This is a genomic window from Holophagaceae bacterium, assembly GCA_016720465.1.
Lineage (GTDB): Bacteria > Acidobacteriota > Holophagae > Holophagales > Holophagaceae > JANXPB01.
Map to the genome: position 1 here is coordinate 168,503 of JADKKO010000004.1, position 17,988 is coordinate 186,490.

Annotated in this window: 11 protein-coding genes; 6 read left to right on the top strand and 5 right to left on the bottom strand. The window is 63.9% G+C overall.

The annotated features are described in order from the left end of the window. Positions 1-7 precede the first annotated feature (7 nt). The 6 genes from arsA to rlmN all read left to right on the top strand — a co-directional run bounded on the left by arsA (position 8) and on the right by rlmN (position 6,327). Complete coding sequence (gene arsA / locus IPQ13_08205; protein ID MBL0210874.1) at positions 8-1,756, top strand: arsenical pump-driving ATPase; 1,749 nt, start codon at positions 8-10, stop codon at positions 1,754-1,756. Then, the gene (gene arsB, locus IPQ13_08210; protein ID MBL0210875.1) at positions 1,753-2,829 is read left to right on the top strand and encodes an ACR3 family arsenite efflux transporter; all 1,077 of its coding nucleotides are present in this window, start codon (positions 1,753-1,755) and stop codon (positions 2,827-2,829) included. Before arsA ends, arsB begins: the two co-directional genes overlap by 4 nt. A 36-nt stretch (positions 2,830-2,865) precedes the next feature. Further along, positions 2,866-3,426, top strand: coding sequence for a thiamine phosphate synthase (locus IPQ13_08215; GenBank protein ID MBL0210876.1), 561 nt, complete (start codon positions 2,866-2,868; stop codon positions 3,424-3,426). A gap of 85 nt (positions 3,427-3,511) precedes the next feature. Further along, positions 3,512-4,921 carry a mechanosensitive ion channel gene (locus IPQ13_08220; GenBank protein MBL0210877.1) on the top strand — a complete coding sequence of 470 codons (1,410 nt, stop codon included), beginning with the start codon at positions 3,512-3,514 and terminating at the stop codon, positions 4,919-4,921. Between the two features lie 33 nt (positions 4,922-4,954). After that, a complete protein-coding gene (locus IPQ13_08225; protein ID MBL0210878.1) occupies positions 4,955-5,224 on the top strand; it encodes a hypothetical protein in 270 nt (89 codons plus the stop codon). 86 nt (positions 5,225-5,310) lie between these two features. Further along, positions 5,311-6,327 (top strand): 23S rRNA (adenine(2503)-C(2))-methyltransferase RlmN, encoded by a 1,017-nt coding sequence (gene rlmN, locus IPQ13_08230; GenBank protein MBL0210879.1) that lies wholly within the window; start codon positions 5,311-5,313, stop codon positions 6,325-6,327. Positions 6,328-6,333: 6 nt separating this feature from the next. Here rlmN and IPQ13_08235 read toward each other — a convergent pair whose 3' ends face one another. From IPQ13_08235 to IPQ13_08255, 5 genes are all read right to left on the bottom strand, one after another. After that, a complete protein-coding gene (locus IPQ13_08235; GenBank protein ID MBL0210880.1) occupies positions 6,334-6,966 on the bottom strand; it encodes a tetratricopeptide repeat protein in 633 nt (210 codons plus the stop codon). Positions 6,967-7,161: 195 nt separating this feature from the next. After that, positions 7,162-10,368 (bottom strand): hypothetical protein, encoded by a 3,207-nt coding sequence (locus IPQ13_08240; protein ID MBL0210881.1) that lies wholly within the window; start codon positions 10,366-10,368, stop codon positions 7,162-7,164. Continuing rightward, positions 10,362-12,380, bottom strand: a complete 2,019-nt coding sequence (locus IPQ13_08245) for a hypothetical protein (protein MBL0210882.1) — start codon at positions 12,378-12,380, stop codon at positions 10,362-10,364. Before IPQ13_08245 ends, IPQ13_08240 begins: the two co-directional genes overlap by 7 nt. A gap of 405 nt (positions 12,381-12,785) precedes the next feature. Continuing rightward, positions 12,786-17,066 carry a hypothetical protein gene (locus IPQ13_08250; protein ID MBL0210883.1) on the bottom strand — a complete coding sequence of 1,427 codons (4,281 nt, stop codon included), beginning with the start codon at positions 17,064-17,066 and terminating at the stop codon, positions 12,786-12,788. Between the two features lie 11 nt (positions 17,067-17,077). After that, complete coding sequence (locus tag IPQ13_08255; GenBank protein ID MBL0210884.1) at positions 17,078-17,959, bottom strand: hypothetical protein; 882 nt, start codon at positions 17,957-17,959, stop codon at positions 17,078-17,080. Positions 17,960-17,988 lie beyond the last annotated feature (29 nt).

Consider the following 17,988-nt stretch of genomic DNA (forward strand, 5'->3'; position numbering starts at 1 on the left):
ACCACCCATGTCCCTGCTCGTTCCCCATCCCACGCCGATCCTGTTCTTCACCGGCAAGGGTGGTGTCGGAAAGACCTCCGCTGCCTGCGCCACGGCCATTTCCCTCGCCGAGGCAGGAAAACGCGTGCTGCTCGTCAGCACCGATCCTGCGTCCAACTTGGACGAGGTGCTGGGCGTCACCTTGAGCGGCGCGCCCCTGGCGATCCCGGATGTGCCGGGCCTGATGGCCCTGAACATCGACCCGGAAGAAGCCGCCCGTGCCTATCGGGAGCGCATGGTCGGCCCGGTTCGCGGAATTCTGCCCGAGGCCGTGGTGGCGAGCATGGAGGAGCAACTTTCAGGTGCCTGCACCACGGAGATCGCCGCGTTCGATGAATTCTCCAAGCTGTTGGGCGATTCGGCCAGGACTGCCGCCTACGACCACATTCTTTTCGACACCGCACCTACCGGACATACGCTGCGCCTGCTCGAGCTTCCCGCGGCCTGGTCCAGCTTCATTGATGCCAATGTCGGCGGCAACTCGTGCCTGGGTCCGCTCTCGGGACTCGCGGCCCAGAAGTCGCTTTACGCAGCCTCGAATGCCGCGCTGCGCGATGGCGCGCGGACCACGCTCGTGTTGGTGGCGCGGCCGGATCGGCCCTCCTTGCGGGAAGCGGAGCGAACCCGCGCGGAGCTTGCCCAGCTTGGCATCCAGAATGTCTACCTGATCCTCAATGGCATCTTCAAGGCCACGGATCCCTCGGATGACCTTGCGGTGGCGATGGAAGCCCAAGCCGACACGGCATTGCAGGACCTGCCCGAGGGGCTCCAGCGCCTTCCCCAGACATCAGTTCCGCTGCTGCCCTACGGTCTTGTGGGCATCCCTGCGCTCCGCAGCATGGGAGCTGCTGAACCGGCGTCTCCAACCTTGCCCCCGGACGGAGCGATCGATTTATCCCGCTTCGACACCCTGGCCTCCCTCGTGGATAACTTCATCCTCCAGGGGAAAGGCGTGGTGATGGCCATGGGCAAGGGCGGCGTGGGAAAGACTACGCTGGCGGCCCATCTGGCCACAAGCTTGGCGGAACAGGGGTTCCGGGTCACCCTGACCACCACCGACCCGGCGGCCCATGTGGAACAGGCCGTCGGCGAACGACCGCCAACGCTTCGCGTCACATGCATCGATCCTGAAGTGGTCGTCCAGCGGTACCGGGCGGAAGTCCTGGCCACCGCGGGCCAGGGGTTGGATGCGGAAGGGCGCGCAATGCTCGAAGAGGATCTGCGCTCTCCATGCACCGAGGAGATCGCCATTTTCCGCGCCTTCGCAGATACCGTGGCCCGGGGGCAGGATGAGTTTGTCATCATCGACACAGCCCCCACTGGACACACTTTGCTGCTCCTGGATGCGGCAGAGGCCTATCACCGGGAAGTGCTCAGGACGACCAGCGATATGCCGGAAACCGTGCGGCAACTCCTACCCCGGCTGCGGGACCCGGATTTCACGCGCATCCTGCTGGTGACCCTGCCGGAGGCCACGCCCATCCACGAAGCCATGCAGCTCGAACGCGACTTGGCGCGCGCCGGAATCCGCCCCTTCGCCTGGGTTGTGAACCAGAGCCTTAGCCCGCTCAAGGTCACGGACCCGGTGCTCCGGACCCGCCAGGCTCATGAGGCGAAACATGTGAACGAGCTGCTCGACCATGCTGCCCGGGTCGTGCTGGAGCCGCTCTCCTTCACTCGATCGGCTTCATCCCACCTGACTGGAGTCAACCCGTGAACGCCACCAAACGTCTTTCCTTTCTCGATCGCTACCTGACGCTGTGGATCTTCCTGGCCATGGGCCTGGGAATCCTGCTGGGCAACACCCTGCCCGGTTTCAACCGCACCATCAACAGCCTGAACGTCGGCACCACGAGCCTTCCGATCGCCGCCGGCCTCATCCTGATGATGTATCCGGTTCTCGCAAAAGTGCATTACGAGGAGATGGGCAAGGTGTTCCTCGACCGCAAGGTCCTGGCCTTTTCGCTCATCCAGAACTGGGTCGTGGGGCCCATCGTCATGTTCGCCCTGGCCGTGATCTTCCTGAGGGACAAGCCCGAGTACATGACGGGCCTGATCCTGGTGGGACTCGCGCGCTGCATCGCCATGGTCATCGTGTGGAACGACCTCGCCGGCGGCAACCGTGAATACTGCGCCGGTCTGGTGGCTTTGAACGCCGTTTTCCAGATGTTGCTCTACTCAGTCTATGCGTGGTTCTTCCTGACGGTGGCGCCCGCCTGGATCGGCATGGAGAGGGTCGCGATCAACATCACCATGGCGGAGATCGCCAAGACGGTGATGATCTACCTCGGCATCCCATTCTTCGGCGGCCTCCTCACCCGGTTGGCGCTGGTCCGGCTGAAAGGGCACGACTGGTATGAGCACCGGTTCGTCCCCAGGATCAGCCCCATCACCCTGATCTCGCTGCTCTTCACCATCATCGTGATGTTCAGCCTGAAGGGCGACAGCATCGTCAAGGTTCCCCTGGATGTGGGCCGCGTAGCGCTGCCGCTGCTGTTGTATTTCCTCGTGATGTTCCTGGGCTCATTCTGGTTCAGCCGTTTCATGGGCGCGCCCTACGGCCATTCCGCCACACTCTCGTTCACCGCCGCCTCCAATGACTTCGAGCTGGCCATTGCCGTGGCCGTGGGGACCTTCGGCATCGCCCACGGCGCGGCCTTCGCGGCGGTCATCGGGCCCCTGGTGGAGGTGCCCGTCCTGATCGGCCTGGTGAACGTGGCCCTCTGGCTCCGGAAGCGCTGGTACCCGGGGTCCGGGGAACCGGTGCCCCTGGCGGGGAAACCGGCTTGAACCGGAATTGATAGGAGCAGGAGCTAAGCTTCCACTATGTTCATTCTCGGCATCAGCCCCGGCACTGGATTCAATGAGGCCCGCTGGAAGGCGGTGCTGGCCTCGGGCATCGATGGTCTGATGATCCGTGAACGGCAGCTGGAGGCGCGGCCTCTCTTGGCGCTGGTTCGGCAAGTGCGGGATCTCGCGCCCTCGTTGGAAGTATGGGTGAACGGGCGGTTGGACGTGGCACTGGCCGCAAGTTGCGGGCTGCACGCGCCGGAAGCCTACCCGGAGGTTCCCTCCGGCCTGGTTCCGCTGTCCCGTCCCGTTCATTCCGAGGATCAGATCCTGACCCGGACCGCGTGCCGACAATGGCTGCTGGGTCCGATCTTCGAGGTTCCAGGAAAAGGCGCGCCCTGGGGCGTGGAACGGCTCCACCGGGCGCTGGATGGAATCGCCGCGGGGCCGCGCATCCTGGCCCTGGGCGGGATCACGCCTGCCAATTCTGCCTCGCTGCGCCATCCCAGGCTCGATGGTGTCGCGCTCATCCGGGCGCTCGCGGATGCGCCCGAACCCCGCCGCGTGGTGGAAGCCTTGCGCCAATCCTGGGCCTGATGCCCTCTGGCCCCGCCAAGAGGGTTGTCACGCCCCGACGGCTTGGCGCACACTCGATTTCATGTTCAGGGATTTGAGAGAGCGCGTGAGCGGCACCCGCCGCACCTTGGCCTGGGTGCTGCTGCTCCTGATTGTCATTGCCGGCGCCTTCCTGGTGCCGCGCATGAGTGGCGGCTTGCATCCGGCCTGGCTTCGGGGCGCGCGCATCATGTTCTGGGCCGCGGTGGCCATCCTCTCCGTCCGCCTGCTCACCTTTGCCCTCATTGACCCGCTGTTGCGAGAGCGCAAGACTGCTACGCCGGGATTCGCCCGAGACCTGATCGTCGTGCTGCTCTACGGCCTGGTGATGGGCGGCGTGCTCAAGGAAGTGGCGGGTGTCAGCCTGCCTCAGCTGCTGGGCACCGGCGCCATCGCGGCGGCCATCGTGGGCCTGTCGCTCCAGGAAACCCTTGGAAACCTCTTCGCGGGGATCTCCATGCACCTGGATCCGGCGTTCCAGGAAGGGGAGTGGATCGAAATCACCGGCAACCTGAGGGGCGGCCCAGGCCGGGAGACTTTGATCGGGCGCGTGGAAGCCATGACCTGGCGCACCGTGCAATTGCGCAACGACTACGGCGACACGGACATCATTCCCAACCGTCTCATCGCCCAGGCGGTGGTGACGAATCTCTACGCGCCGACGGGTCTGCACAAGCGCGTGTTCAAGCTGGTGGTGGAACCGAACCCCAACCTGCACATCGCCCTGGAAAAGCTGACCGTCGCCCTGGCCGGCGTCCCCCACCTGCCCCACCAACCGCCGGAAGTCGTGGTGTGCGGGTCGGATATGGGCGGAGCGCTCCTGGAATGCCGCTATTGGACCCTGGGTTGGCGCGACAGCCGCCAATCCCTCTACCTCGCCACCCGCCTGGCCAACTCGGTGCTGCCCCGCGAGGGTTTCTCGCTCCTGGGCCCCATGGGCCCCACCACCGTCCACGCCCAGCAGGCCCACCCGAGCGACGCCCATATGCGCGACCTGCTGGCCCTGTTGCAGCTCCCGGCCCACCTGTCCGAGGACCTCCGCGGGGCCGTGTTGCTGAGGCGTGTCAGTCCCGGCGAGGGTGTGATCCGGGAAGGCGATCCCGGCCATTCGATCTTCGCCGTGGTGAGCGGCAGCCTAATGGTCGTTAAGGTGGCCGAGCGCCACGAACCCTACACGGGGCTGTACTGGGACACCATCGCCACCCTCGGGCCCGGCGCCTGGTTCGGGGAGGCGAGCCTGCTCACCGGAGCACCCCGCAACGCCACCGTGGTGGCCCAGACCGCCTGCGAAATCCTGGAAGTTCCCAAGATCGCCTTCGAGGCTTCGCTTAAGCGCGAGCCGGAGCTGGTGCATCGGCTCGTGGACCTCATGGAATCCCGGGCCAGGGAATCCGGCGATCCCGCCACGCCTTCCCGGAAATCGCTGCTGCGGGAGATCTGGCTCAAACAAATCAAGACCTGGTTCAGCCTGGAATAGCCACGGCGATTACAATCACCCAGGGAGGAAGCCATGGAAATTCCAGAAGAGCTGCGCGGCCTCGTGGATGAATTGGGTGAAGCCTTGGTCAGCGCCATGGTGCTGGATGACCGTTGCCGGGACCTGACCACCCGTATCCAGGCAGCCGGATTCGATCTTTCCCTCTCGCTCGAAGCCATGGTGACCCGGCATTCCACCGAGGACCATGAAGACGGCCATCGGCCCCTTGCGCCGGAGTTCACGGCGGGCTTTTCGCCCGAAGACAAAGCCCTGCTGCGGAACCTCCGGATCACGTTGGATTGATGGCGACCCCCAGCCTGGCACCCACGCTCCGGGCCTGGGACGCTCCTGCGCCTGAGCTTCCCATCGCCCAGGCGCTCCCCACCGAAATGGACCGAAAAGAGCTTCGGGCCTGGCTGGCGGTTTTGGGCGAACCCGCTTTCCGGGGCGATCAAGTCTTCGAGGGGCTGCACCGCCACCGCTTCGCAAGCTGGAACCAGTTCACGAGTCTGTCCACCGCCCTGCGGGCGAAACTGGAATCAGCCGCGCAGCTTCAGTGGCCTGAAATCACTGAGTCCATCGACAGCGAGGACGGCTCCACGAAACACGTTTTCCGCCTGTCCGATGGCAGACAGGTGGAGGGCGTCCACATGCCCTTGGCAAAGCGCCGGACACTCTGCCTGTCCAGCCAGGTGGGCTGCGCCATGGGGTGCACCTTCTGCGCTACCGGGCTCATGGGCATCGTGCGAAACCTTTCCGCCGGGGAAATCGTCGGCCAAGTGGTGGCCATGCTCACCGCCCACCACCACTCTGGCGATGAACCGGTGAACCTGGTGTTCATGGGCATGGGCGAGCCCCTGCACAACCTGGAAAACGTGATGAAAGCCTTCCGGATCCTCACGGATGCGGGAGGACTGGGCCTTTCGCCCCGGCGCATCACGGTTTCCACATCGGGCCTCGCGAGCGGCATTGAACGCATGGCCGCCTACGCGAAACGGCCGAGGCTGGCCTTGAGCTTGAATGCCACCACGGACGAGTACCGCTCGCGGATCATGCCGGTGAACCGCGCGTGGAATCTCGCCGCGCTGGCCGAGGTGTTGGCGCGGTTTCCGCTCGAGAAGCGGGAACGGATCACGTTGGAATACGTGCTTCTGAGCGGCGTGACCGACAGCCTGGAGGATGGCCGCCGGCTGGCCCGCTTCGCCCAGGGCTTCCCCTCCAAAATCAATTTGATTCCGTTCAACCCGCACGAAGGTTCAGGCTTCGAACCGCCCTCGGAAGAACGCATCGGCCAGCTCTGCCAGATCCTGTCCAAAGCCGGGCTCACGGTCAGCGTCCGCCGCTCAAGGGGACAGGATGTGGCAGGGGCCTGCGGACAGTTGATCCGGAAGCGCGGGGATTCCTAACGGGGCCTAGCGGCTTTCGACCGCGAGTTTCTGTTTCAGCAGGCGCAGCGCTTCGTGGACTTCGGCGTTGCCGGGCTCGAGTTGCAGGGTGCGTTCGAACATCTCCACGGCTTCCACCGGCCGGCCCAGGGATTGCAGGAACATCCCTGCGTTCATGTAGGCGGGAGCGAACTTGGGATTCAGCTTCATGGCCACCTGGGCCATCTGGAAGGCTCCCTCGTAATCCCCTTTCTGCGCCAGCACCACGGAAGCATTGGAGTGGAAACGCGGGTTCCTGGGATCGAGCTTGGACGCGGTTTCATAGATTTCCAGCGCCTCATCCAAGCGGCCAAGGGACTGCAGCGCGATGCCCAAATGCGTGGAAACCGTTTCATGGGTGTAGCCCGTGGCCCAGGCCTGGCGGAAGAGCGCCACGGCATTGGCCGTGTCGCCACGATCCAGCGCGATGCTGCCCAGGGCATAGAGCGAGAAGGGATTCCCGGGTTCGGCCATCAATACTTTTTGATAGAGCAGTTCCGCTTGTTGCAGGCTCCCTGCTTTCTGGAGTTTATACGCGGCATCCAAGGTCCTGAGGGTGTTCGGATCCTTGCTGGCCGGCCGGGGGGAGGCATTGCGAGGAGCGGGTTTTTTAGCGGCCATGCGGACTCTCCTGGGCATTGAGCCCAACCCTCCACTTTAGCGTGAAGGCGCACCTAGCCCAAGTGCCCAATGTGCCAACCGGCCTTGCGGACACTTGGTTCCGGCCTTGGAATTGGCCGATTCCTCCGGCTCAATGAAAAGCCCCCGCCGAAACGGGGGCTTTTCATCATTTTATATTACGAACAGGTTGATCAATTAGTGAGGATCAACATCAGCCGCGGGGCCGCCAGGAGCAATGGGGGCGTAAACCGGAGCTGTGGCGCCGTAGTTCACCACGAAGACTCCAGATACGCAATCCGCCCAGGCCATGGGGAAGCGGGTGGCGAAGGGCTCCTTGGCAAGATCAAAGCCCTTGCTGTCCGGACCTTCGTTGCCGTTCATCCAGAGGTTGCGGACTTTCACCGCAAAGGCCTGGTTTCCGCTGAGGATCGTGGCCGTATTGAGGGGGCTCGTGGGGACCAAGGCCCTGAAACTGGGCAGGTTCAGGGTCTGGATGGCCCCGATGCCGCCCTTGTGGCCCATGGTGATCTTGTGGACCGGATAGGCCTCGGCAACACCGTTCATGCGGTAAATCGTGACTTCATATCCGCTGGGATTCCGCAGGTCGTTCACGGCGGGCTGCCAGGTGAGCTGAATGTTCGAGTCGCCGTGGATACGGTAATCCGATGCGGGAACCGAGGGGGCATTCCCGCTTGCCAGCTTGTAGCTGGGGATGCCGCCAAGAGGCGTGCCGAAGGTCAGACCCGTGCCCGCAGGATTCGGATCGGCGGTGCCGTTGAAGATGTCCAGCTTGGTGCCGATGACGGTGCTGCCTGTGGCCGTGTTGATCTTCATGTCATTGATGGCCAACTGGCGGACCGGCGTGACCACCGGGATCGCGTTGGTCAGCAGCGCATCACCCTTGGGCGCGATGATGCCCGTGGAAACCACAACCTTCTGAACAGCGGTGCCCGCAACATTGCCGCCGGCTGGGTGCATCAACTTGGCGATGAAGTTGTGCTTGAGCTCGACCACTTCCTGGTACCCGGAGGGCAGGAAGCTGGATGTGTAGCTCAGCAGGACCTCGGGGAAGTCGGCCGTGGCTGCATCCGCGTGGGTCAGGTTGTTCCACCACTGCGCCAGCACCGGGGCGCCGGGCTCGATGCCCGCCTCGCCCAGGAGCGAGTTGCCGTAGGCGTCCGTGCCGCGATTCTGGATGGCATACACGATCAGGCTGTTGGAAACGATGCCGTCGAAGGTGGGCGCGGTGGCCGTGTCGAAGGTGCCGAGGGTGTTGTCGGAACCAGTGGTGGCCATGGCTGGATCCACCAGGCGCGCCCTGGGGGCATTGCCATACTGGGCGGGCGCGGCGACCAGGGACCGGAGTTGTTCGAACTGGGTGATGTTCCAGCCCGTCATGCCGATGCCGCTGTTGATGGACTGGTTCACGCCGCCGAGCTGGGTGCCGATTTCCGAGAAGGAGATCTGGGACTGGGTGTCCGTCAGGCCGTAGGAGCCGCCCTGCAACATGTCGAAAGAAGGCGCTGCGGTATGGCCGCCCACAGCCAATGTCGTGGAAACGCCGCCGCTGAGGTAGGAACCCGCGTAGGTGCCATAGGCATCCACGATGGTGGGATCCTGCTTCATCCACAGGAAGAAGCTGTTATCGCCTGTCCCAGTGTCGATGAGGGCGGGGTTTACATTCTCATCATTGAAGTTGTTGACGGGAGTGATCCGGCTGCCTACCTGGGAATTCAGTCCCATGAAATCGCTTACCCGCGCTTGCGCCCAGACCTGGGCATCGGGAAGGATGGCCTGTTGGCCTGCCGCGCCATTGATTCCCTGGTAGCTGATGCCGGTATCCACGTACCCGCGGATCGCCGCGAAGGGGATATCGGTGTAGCCCGATCCGCCCGCTGGCGTGGTGAGGGTGTTCAACAGGTTGAAGTGGCCATTCGTCAACGCCGGGACCCACAAGGAGTTGGTGACCGCCTGGATGGGTTGGCTCGGGGCCGCTGTCACACCTGTGCCCGTGAAGGTGAGGCCGGTGGACTGGGCAAAACCCAGCTTCCAGAAGTTGGTGGCATCCGATTCAGAGGTGCCGATGTAGTTCCCCGTGAAGAAGAACCGCGCGCGGCCGCTCATGTTGGGCGTGGCCACCTGCATAACATCGGTGGTGCCCCAGGTATTGGCGCTGCCCGAGGCCGGGTAGCCGGCGGCCGAGTTGGTCACGAGAGTAGGCCAAGTGAAGCTCAGGCGCAGGTAGGCGTTAGCCCCGGAAACGGCGTTGTTGTCGATGTTGCTGCTATCCGTGGCATCTGCAAGGAAAACCGGACGTCCAGCAAGCACACGCTGGACGTTCACTTCGCTCTGGGCGCAACCCGACACCCATGCGAACGGCAGGCCGCGAACATAAGCGGAATTGAGGCTGTGGTTGATCGAGTGCTGGCGATCAATGGTTCCCGGATGGGGCAGGTCCATATAACGAGGCGCATCAAATCCGTCATAGCCACCACCGCTGGCATGATTCTGGTCGCCGGCGTAGGGATAGTCGCTCTCGGTGACATTGAAGAGATACGGGGAATTGGAGGGAATGACGCGCGCGTCGGCTTCGTTGTTGGAGTATGGCTCGGCCGGAATGGAAATGGTGATCGGGGCGGCATTGGAACCCACGAACTGCGTGTAGGTGTTGGCCGCGCCGGAGCCCGTGCCCACCACCGCCGCCGCCTTGGAAGCCGCATTGAAGAGGCTGTTCAGGGGGTTGCCGGGAGACAGGAACAGCGTGGCATTGGAACCCGCACCTGCGTTGGTGTTCAAGCCGTCCAGCGTATGCCAGTTGCCCGCCGTCAGCAGGGAACCCGTGCCCCACTGCCCCGGAGCGAAATAGCCGCCCGCGTAGCTGCCGTAGCCCGACGCCGGGGCGCCGGACACGGTGGGATTGGCCCGGCCGAACAGGTTGGAACCGTAGGTCGACGTCCCGCTGCTGGTCAGGGCTTCCGCATTGCCCGCCGCCGCGCTCACGCCGATGGGCAGGTAGTTGAACGTGTAGCGCGGAGCGCGAGTGGTCGCCACATCGGAGTAGCTTGAGACAAAATTGCCGCTGGTATTGAACGCGCCGTAAGGCGCAGCCCAGCCTTCATCGGATCCATCATCCAACCGGAAGCGGAAGCGGCTGTTGAAGAACTTCACCGTGCCAAAGATCGGGAAGATGTTCACCGCGGCGGTGTTCGACAGCGTGTACTGGTCCTCCACCTTCAACGGGAAGTTGTAGGCGTTCGGCTGGCCGGTGAAGCAATAGAGGTAGCGGCCCAACTGGTACTGGATCCGGATCGGCGCCCAGGCCACGGTGTAGGTCGCGGGGCTCGGCACCGCGCCCAGCCACGGATTGTAGAAGCCGTTCGGAATCGTTCCGGAGGTCAGCACCGCGGGTAGTTCCCGGTCGTGTCGAAGGTCGGGTAGTTCCCCACCGTCAGCACGCCGATGCCGTTCACCGTGTTGTACGGCGCGCTTCCGAAGAACACCTGGATCGCGTCCTGGTGCCCATGGAATCCGTTCGTGTTCGGATCCCCGATGGTGGTGTCCGTACTCGCCGCTCCCGGCGTGTTGATGGCCCAGATCCACTTGCTCGGCGTTCCCGGCGTGCTCGTGTCGCTCGCCACGGGCTCCTGGATCGCAGGACGGCCCACGTTCGGCACCACTGCCGTTCCCGCGCCCACATTCACGCCCGCCGTGATGGCCGGCACGTTGATCGTCGTCAACGCTCCGATGTAGGGCTGGTGGTTCGGCTGCACCTTGATGGTCAGTGTCGTCTCGTTGAACTGGCCCGGCGTCGCCGTCGTCCCGATCAACTGCTGCGCCACCACTGTGAACGACCAGTTCGCCGGATCATGCGTCGGCGTCCCGTCCACGGAGCCCGTCAGCGCGTCCGTGTTGATGCCCGTGTTCAGCACCGTTCCGACCGACCCGGGGTTCCCCAGGTTGCGGCCCGGACGCCACACGATCTCGCCCGGATTCCGCACCACGCCCGTTCCGGACGTGTCCGCGGCCGGCCCCGGCACTACATAGGGATACCGCCCGCCCGCCGGCGACGCATTCGAATCCGTCGTCGCCACGTACGGCGAGCCGAAACGGAACACCGAATTCGTCTTCACGCTGTACACCACCACGTCGTTCTCGGCGTCCGTCGCCGTCACGCCCGCGCGCCACCCCTTGATCGAGCTGCTCGGATCCGCGTAGTACTCCCGGTCCGCCGCATTCGTGTCCAGGAAATTGAAGAAACTATAGCCCGTGATCTTCTGACGCAGGTTCGAAGGATCGTGGAACTGCACGTTCGTCACGGTCTCCGTGTACGTCTGCGTCGTGAAGTTCGGCTTCGTGTCCGACACGATGTTGATCTGCAGCGTCTTCGTGTCCGACAGCCCGCCCGCGTCCGTCACCTTCACCGTGATCGTCCGCACCGCGAAATCCGATCCCGTCGCGAAATTCGAACTCCACGTCAACACGCCGCCCGACGTCAGCGAGAAGCCCGCCGGCGCGCTCACCAACGACCACGTCAGGGGATCCCCCGCCGTGTCCGATGCGCTGAACTGGTACGGCGGCACGCTCGAATTCACCGGAATGCCATGGTTCTGCGGCACTCCCGGAATCGACGTGCTCGTGATGATCGGAGCCGTGTTCCCGCTGAAGTACGTCGCCGTCACCGCGCGCTCCGAAGGATCGCTCCCCCCGAACGCCACCACGTCGCTCGCCACCACCGTGAATCCCACCGTCACCGACGTCTTGCCCACCGGCACTGACAGGTTCGGGAACGACACCACGCCCGCCGCGATCGGGGGCAGTCCGCCGGTCCACGTCGAAGGCACCGCCACCGGCGATCCCGCGTTGTCCACGATCGACACCGAACCCGCCTTCACCGCGTAGGTCACCGTATCCGTATCAGGATCCACCGCCGATGCCGCGTACGTGAACGTCCCCGGCACCGCAGCCCCGTTCCCGATCGTCTGGATGCTGTTCCCGCTCGAGAACACCGGCGCCCGGTTCGGAATCACATTCACCGTCACCGAACCCGAAGGCGACGTGTTGTTGTGCGTGTCCTTGGCCACCACCGACAGCGTCACGTTCACCGGAGCCCCGCCGAAGGCCGGCGCGCTGGGCTTGTAGGTCAGAACGCTGCCCGTGATGCTCACATCGGCATTGGCCGTCGACAGCGAATACGTGATCGCATCGCCCTCGGGATCCACCGAAGAAAGGTTGTACGTGTACTGGTGCTTGGTCACCGCCGAGGTCGGGCCCGTGGTGATCAACGGAGCGCTGGGGCTCGCATTGGTTGCCACCGCCGGAGCCGAAGAGGACGATCCGCCGCAGCCGATCATCACCAGCGAAAACGCCGTGAGTGCCGAAATGCCTAGCGCATTCCGAAGTGAAGTTTGGTTCATAGAACCTCCACAGAGAGAGTTGGACCGGAACTGAAACCGGACATATTGATGCAGTTAAGCAAAAAGCACTCCATAAGGATACGGAGCCCATATAGATTCCTGAAGTATCGGAGATACCACTCATCTGGGCAAGAACAAATCGTATTATCTGTAGTTTTGAAATTAATTTTGTTATTAATCACATTATTGAATATATTTTATTAATGATTTCCGGTTTGTGTGAATTTGATTGTTATGCGATCCCATACGGAGATTGATGACCGCCCAGATGAGGCCGCTGAGATGACAGCCCGCGTCAGCCTACCGGCCGAAATCAAAAAAGCCCCCGCCGAGGCGGGGGCTTTTGGGGTTTGGAGTGGCCCGATGAAACTGGCCGCTCAGTCCTAAGGCCTGTAGGCCGATGGATCAGGGAAGCGTGATCAGTGATCCGCCGCCAACCGGCACAATGGGCGCATAGGCTGGGCCAGTGGTGCCGTAGTTCACCACAAAGACGCCGGACAGGCAGTCCGCCCAGGCCATGGGATAACGCATGGCGAAGGGTTCCTTGGCCATGTCGAAGCCCTTGCCGTCGGGACCTTCGTTGCCGTTCATCCACACGTTCCGCACCTTCAGCGCCATGGGGAAACTACCCGATGAAACCAGCGGCAACAAGGAGCGGAGGCTGGGCATGTTGAGGGTCTGGATGGCGCCGATGCCTCCCTTATGGCCCATGTAGACGGTATGCATGGGTACGAACTGGCTGATGCTGTTCTGGAGGTAGAAGGTCACGATGTAGCCGCTGGGGTTGCGCAGGTCATTGACGCCCGGCTGCCAGGTGATCTGGATATTGGAATCCCCGTGCAGACGGTTGTCCGATCCCCGGCCGTTGCCATCCACCAGCTTGTAGCTGGGAATGCCGCCCTGCGGCGTGCCGAAATTCAGGCCATTGGCCGTTGCGGGATCCGCCGTCCCGTTGAAGATGTCCAGCTTCGTGCCGATGGCCGTCGTGCCCGTGGCCGTGTTGATCTTCATGTCGTTGATGGCCAGCTGGCGGACCGGCGTGACCACCGGGATCGCATTGTCCAACAGCGCATGGCCCTTGGGCGCGATGATGCCCGTGGACAGCACGACCTTTTGGACGTTGGCGCCGGGAGCGTTGGGGCTCATCAGCTTGCCAATGAAGTTGTGCTTCAGCTCCACCACTTCCTGGTAGCTCGACGGCAGGAAGCTGGAGGTATAGCTCAGCAAGACCTCGGGGAAGTCGGCTGTTGCTGCATCCGCGTGGGTCAGGTTGTTCCACCACTGCGCCAGCACCGGCGCGCCGGGCTCGATGCCCGCCTCGCCCAGGAGCGAGTTGCCGTAGGCATCCGTGCCGCGGGCCTGGAGCGCGTACACGATCAGGCTGTTGCTCGTGATGCCATCGAAGGTGGCGATGGTGGCGTTATCGAAGGTCGCCATCGTATTGTCCGTACCCGTGGCCACAATGGCCGGATCCACCAGGCGCGCCCGGGGGGCGTTGCCGTACTGGGCAGGCGCCGCCACCAGGGAACGGAGTTGTTCGAATTGCGTGATGTTCCAGCCCGTCATGCCGATGCCGCTGTTGATGGCCTGGTTCAGGCCGCCGAGCTGGGTGCCGATCTCCGAGAAGGAAATCTGCGACTGGGTGTCCGTCAAGCCTGCGCCCATGGTGAAACTCGGCGCGGCGGTATGGCCGCCCACCGCGAGCACCGCGGAGGCCCCGCCATTGAGGTAGGAGCCCGCGTAGGTTCCGTAGGCATCCACAATGGTCGGATCCTGCTTCATCCACAGGAAGAACGCGCTGTCATTGGACCCCGTGTCCAGCAAGGCCGGGTTCACATTCTTGTCGTCGCCAACATTCGCCAGACCAAACAAGGTCTGAGGGAGGTTGTTCGTGTTGGACGCAACGGACAACCCTGAGTAGTACCGCGTGAAATCAGCGAAATGGGTCTGGGCGTCGGGTGTAGCTGTGAGATTGTTAGCCGAAGCAGCCAGATACCCACGGATGCCGCTGAAGGGCAGATCCGTGTAGCCCGAGCCGCCTGCCGGCGTGGTGAGCGTGTTCAGCAGGTTGAAGTGGCCATTGGCTTCCGCCGGCACCCACAGGGAGTTGGTCACCGTGTGGATGGGCTGGCTGGGGGCGACCGTGGCTCCCGTGGCCGTGAAGGTCAGGCCCGTGGCCTGGGCGTAGCCCAGCTTCCAATGGTTGGTGGCATCCGATTCGGAGGTGCCGATGTAGTTCCCCGTGAAGAAGAACCGCGCGCGCCCGCCCATATTGGGCGTGGCCACCTGCATGACGTCCGTGAGGCCCCAGGTGTTGGCGCTGCCCGTGGCCGGATAGCCCGAGGCGGTATTGGTCACCAGGGTCGGCCAGGTGAAGCTTAGCCGCAGGCGCGAGGTGGGCGCGACCGTGGCCAGCTGGTCCACGTCAACCGCACCCGCCGTGGTGGTTCCACTGTAGAAGACGGGACGGCCCGCCAGCACGCGCTGGGCGTTCACTTCGCTCTGTGCGCATCCATAAGCCCAGTGGTAGGGCAACGCGAATTGAGCAACGGTAATAAAGCCACCAATGCCACCGCCGGCAAAGGCATACAGGTCGGCATCCATGCCGCCCTGGTGGGGGAAGTCGGGGTAGCGCGGCGCATCGAAGCCGTCATTGCCCGGGACGGCCGCCGGAACGCTGCCCACGCTGCCGTAGGCATAGGTCAACCCCGTAGCGTTGAAGAGGTACGGCGAGTTGGAGGGAATGACGCGGGCGTCCGCCTCGTTGTTGGAGTAAGGATCAGCCGCAATCGCCACCGAGATCGGAGCCGCGGAGGAACCCACGAACTGCGTGTAGGTGTTGGCCGCGCCGGAGCCCGTGCCCACCACCGCCGCAGCCTTGGGGGCCGCGTTGAAGAGGGTGTTCAGGGGATTGCCGGGAGAGGTGAACCAGATGCCCAAGGAACCAGGACCCGAGTTAGCATCCAAGCCGTCCAGCGTATGCCAGTTGCCGGCCGTCAGCAGGGAACCCGTGCCCCACTGCCCCGGAGCGAAATAGCCGCCCGCGTAGCTGCCGTAGCCCGACGCCGGGGCGCCGGATACGGTGGGGTTGGCCCGGCCGAACAGGTTCGAACCGTAGGTCGACGTCCCGCTGCTGGTCAGGGCTTCCGCATTGCCCGCCGCCGCGCTCACGCCGATGGGCAGGTAGTTGAACGTGTAGCGCGGAAGGTCCGTGGCGAGCGCGTAGTCCGTGTTGTAGTTGCCGCTGGTGGTGAAATTACCCCTGCGGGCCGCGTAGGATTCATCGGATCCGTCATCCAGGCGGAAGCGGAAGCGGCTGTTGAAGAACTTCACCGTCCCGAAGATCGGGAAGATGTTCACCGCGGCGGTGTTCGACAGCGTGTACTGGTCTTCCACCTTCAGCGGGAAGTTGTAGGCGTTCGGGGTTCCCGTGAAGCAATAGAGGTAGCGGCCCAGCTGGTACTGGATCCGGATCGGCGCCCAGGCCACGGTGTAGGTCGCGGGGCTCGGCACCGCGCCCAGCCACGGATTGTAGAAGCCGTTCGGAATCGTTCCGGAGGTCAGCACCGCGGGGTAGTTCCCGGTCGTGTCGAAGGTCGGGTAGTTCCCCACCGTCAGCACGCCGATGCCGTTCACCGTGTTGTACGGCGCGCTTCCGAAGAACACCTGGATCGCGTCCTGGTGCCCATGGAATCCGTTCGTGTTCGGATCCCCGATGGTGGTGTCCGTACTCGCCGCTCCCGGCGTGTTGATGGCCCAGATCCACTTGCTCGGCGTTCCCGGCGTGCTCGTGTCGCTCGCCACGGGCTCCTGGATCGCAGGACGGCCCACGTTCGGCACCACTGCCGTTCCCGCGCCCACATTCACGCCCGCCGTGATGGCCGGCACGTTGATCGTCGTCAACGCTCCGATGTAGGGCTGGTGGTTCGGCTGCACCTTGATGGTCAGCGTCGTCTCGTTGAACTGGCCCGGCGTCGCCGTCGTCCCGATCAACTGCTGCGCCACCACCGTGAACGACCAGTTCGCCGGATCATGCGTCGGCGTTCCGTCCACGGAGCCCGTCAGCGCGTCCGTGTTGATGCCCGTGTTCAGCACCGTTCCGACCGACCCGGGGTTCCCCAGGTTGCGGCCCGGACGCCACACGATCTCGCCCGGATTCCGCACCACGCCCGTTCCGGACGTGTCCGCGGTCGGCCCCGGCACCACATAGGGATACCGCCCGCCCGCCGGCGACGCATTCGAATCCGTCGTCGCCACGTACGGCGAGCCGAACCGGAACACCGAATTCGTCTTCACGCTGTACACCACCACGTCGTTCTCGGCGTCCGTCGCCGTCACGCCCGCGCGCCACCCCTTGATCGAGCTGCTCGGATCCGCGTAGTACTCCCGGTCCGCCGCATTCGTGTCCAGGAAATTGAAGAAACTATAGCCCGTGATCTTCTGACGCAGGTTCGAAGGATCGTGGAACTGCACGTTCGTCACGGTCTCCGTGTACGTCTGCGTCGTGAAGTTCGGCTTCGTGTCCGACACGATGTTGATCTGCAGCGTCTTCGTGTCCGACAGCCCGCCCGCGTCCGTCACCTTCACCGTGATCGTCCGCACCGCGAAATCCGATCCCGTCGCGAAATTCGAACTCCACGTCAACACGCCGGCCGACGTCAGCGAGAAGCCCGCCGGCGCGCTCACCAACGACCACGTCAGGGGATCCCCGCCGTGTCCGATGCGCTGAACTGGTACGGCGGCACGCTCGAATTCACCGGAATGCCATGGTTCTGCGGCACTCCCGGAATCGACGTGCTCGTGATGATCGGAGCCGTGTTCCCGCTGAAGTACGTCGCCGTCACCGCACGCTCCGAAGGATCACTCCCCCCGAACGCCACCACGTCGCTCGCCACCACCGTGAATCCCACCGTCACCGACGTCTTGCCCACCGGCACCGACAGGTTCGGGAACGACACCACGCCCGCCGCGATCGGGGGCAGTCCGCCGGTCCAGGTCGAAGGCACCGCCACCGGCGATCCCGCGTTGTCCACGATCGACACCGACCCCGCCTTCACCGCGTAGGTCACCGTATCCGTATCAGGATCCACCGCCGACGCCGCGTACGTGAACGTCCCCGGCACCGCGGCTCCATTCCCGATCGTCTGGATGCTGTTCCCGCTCGAGAACACCGGCGCCCGGTTCGGAATCACATTCACCGTCACCGAACCCGAAGGCGACGTGTTGTTGTGCGTGTCCTTGGCCACCACCGACAGCGTCACGTTCACCGGAGCCCCGCCGAAGGCCGGCGCGCTGGGCTTGTAGGTCAGAACGCTGCCCGTGATGCTCACATCGGCATTGGCCGTCGACAGCGAATACGTGATCGCATCGCCCTCGGGATCCACCGACGAAAGGTTGTACGTGTACTGGTGCTTGGTCACCGCCGAGGTCGGGCCCGTGGTGATCAACGGAGCGCTGGGGCTCGCATTGGTTGCCACCGCCGGAGCCGAAGAGGACGATCCGCCGCAGCCGATCATCACCAGCGAAAACGCCGTGAGTGCCGAAATGCCTAGCGCATTCCGAAGGGAAGATTGGTTCATGGAACCTCCACAGAGAGAGTTAGACCGGA

Excerpts from the sequence above, each read along its gene's own strand:
- arsA (MBL0210874.1), top strand. The coding sequence starts at position 8 with ATGTCCCTGCTCGTTCCCCATCCCACGCCGATCCTGTTCTTCACCGGC.
- IPQ13_08215 (MBL0210876.1), top strand. The coding sequence starts at position 2,866 with ATGTTCATTCTCGGCATCAGCCCCGGCACTGGATTCAATGAGGCCCGC.
- IPQ13_08225 (MBL0210878.1), top strand. The coding sequence starts at position 4,955 with ATGGAAATTCCAGAAGAGCTGCGCGGCCTCGTGGATGAATTGGGTGAA.
- rlmN (MBL0210879.1), top strand. The coding sequence starts at position 5,311 with ATGGACCGAAAAGAGCTTCGGGCCTGGCTGGCGGTTTTGGGCGAACCC.
- IPQ13_08235 (MBL0210880.1), bottom strand. The coding sequence starts at position 6,966 with ATGGCCGCTAAAAAACCCGCTCCTCGCAATGCCTCCCCCCGGCCGGCC.
- IPQ13_08245 (MBL0210882.1), bottom strand. The coding sequence starts at position 12,380 with ATGAACCAAACTTCACTTCGGAATGCGCTAGGCATTTCGGCACTCACG.
- IPQ13_08255 (MBL0210884.1), bottom strand. The coding sequence starts at position 17,959 with ATGAACCAATCTTCCCTTCGGAATGCGCTAGGCATTTCGGCACTCACG.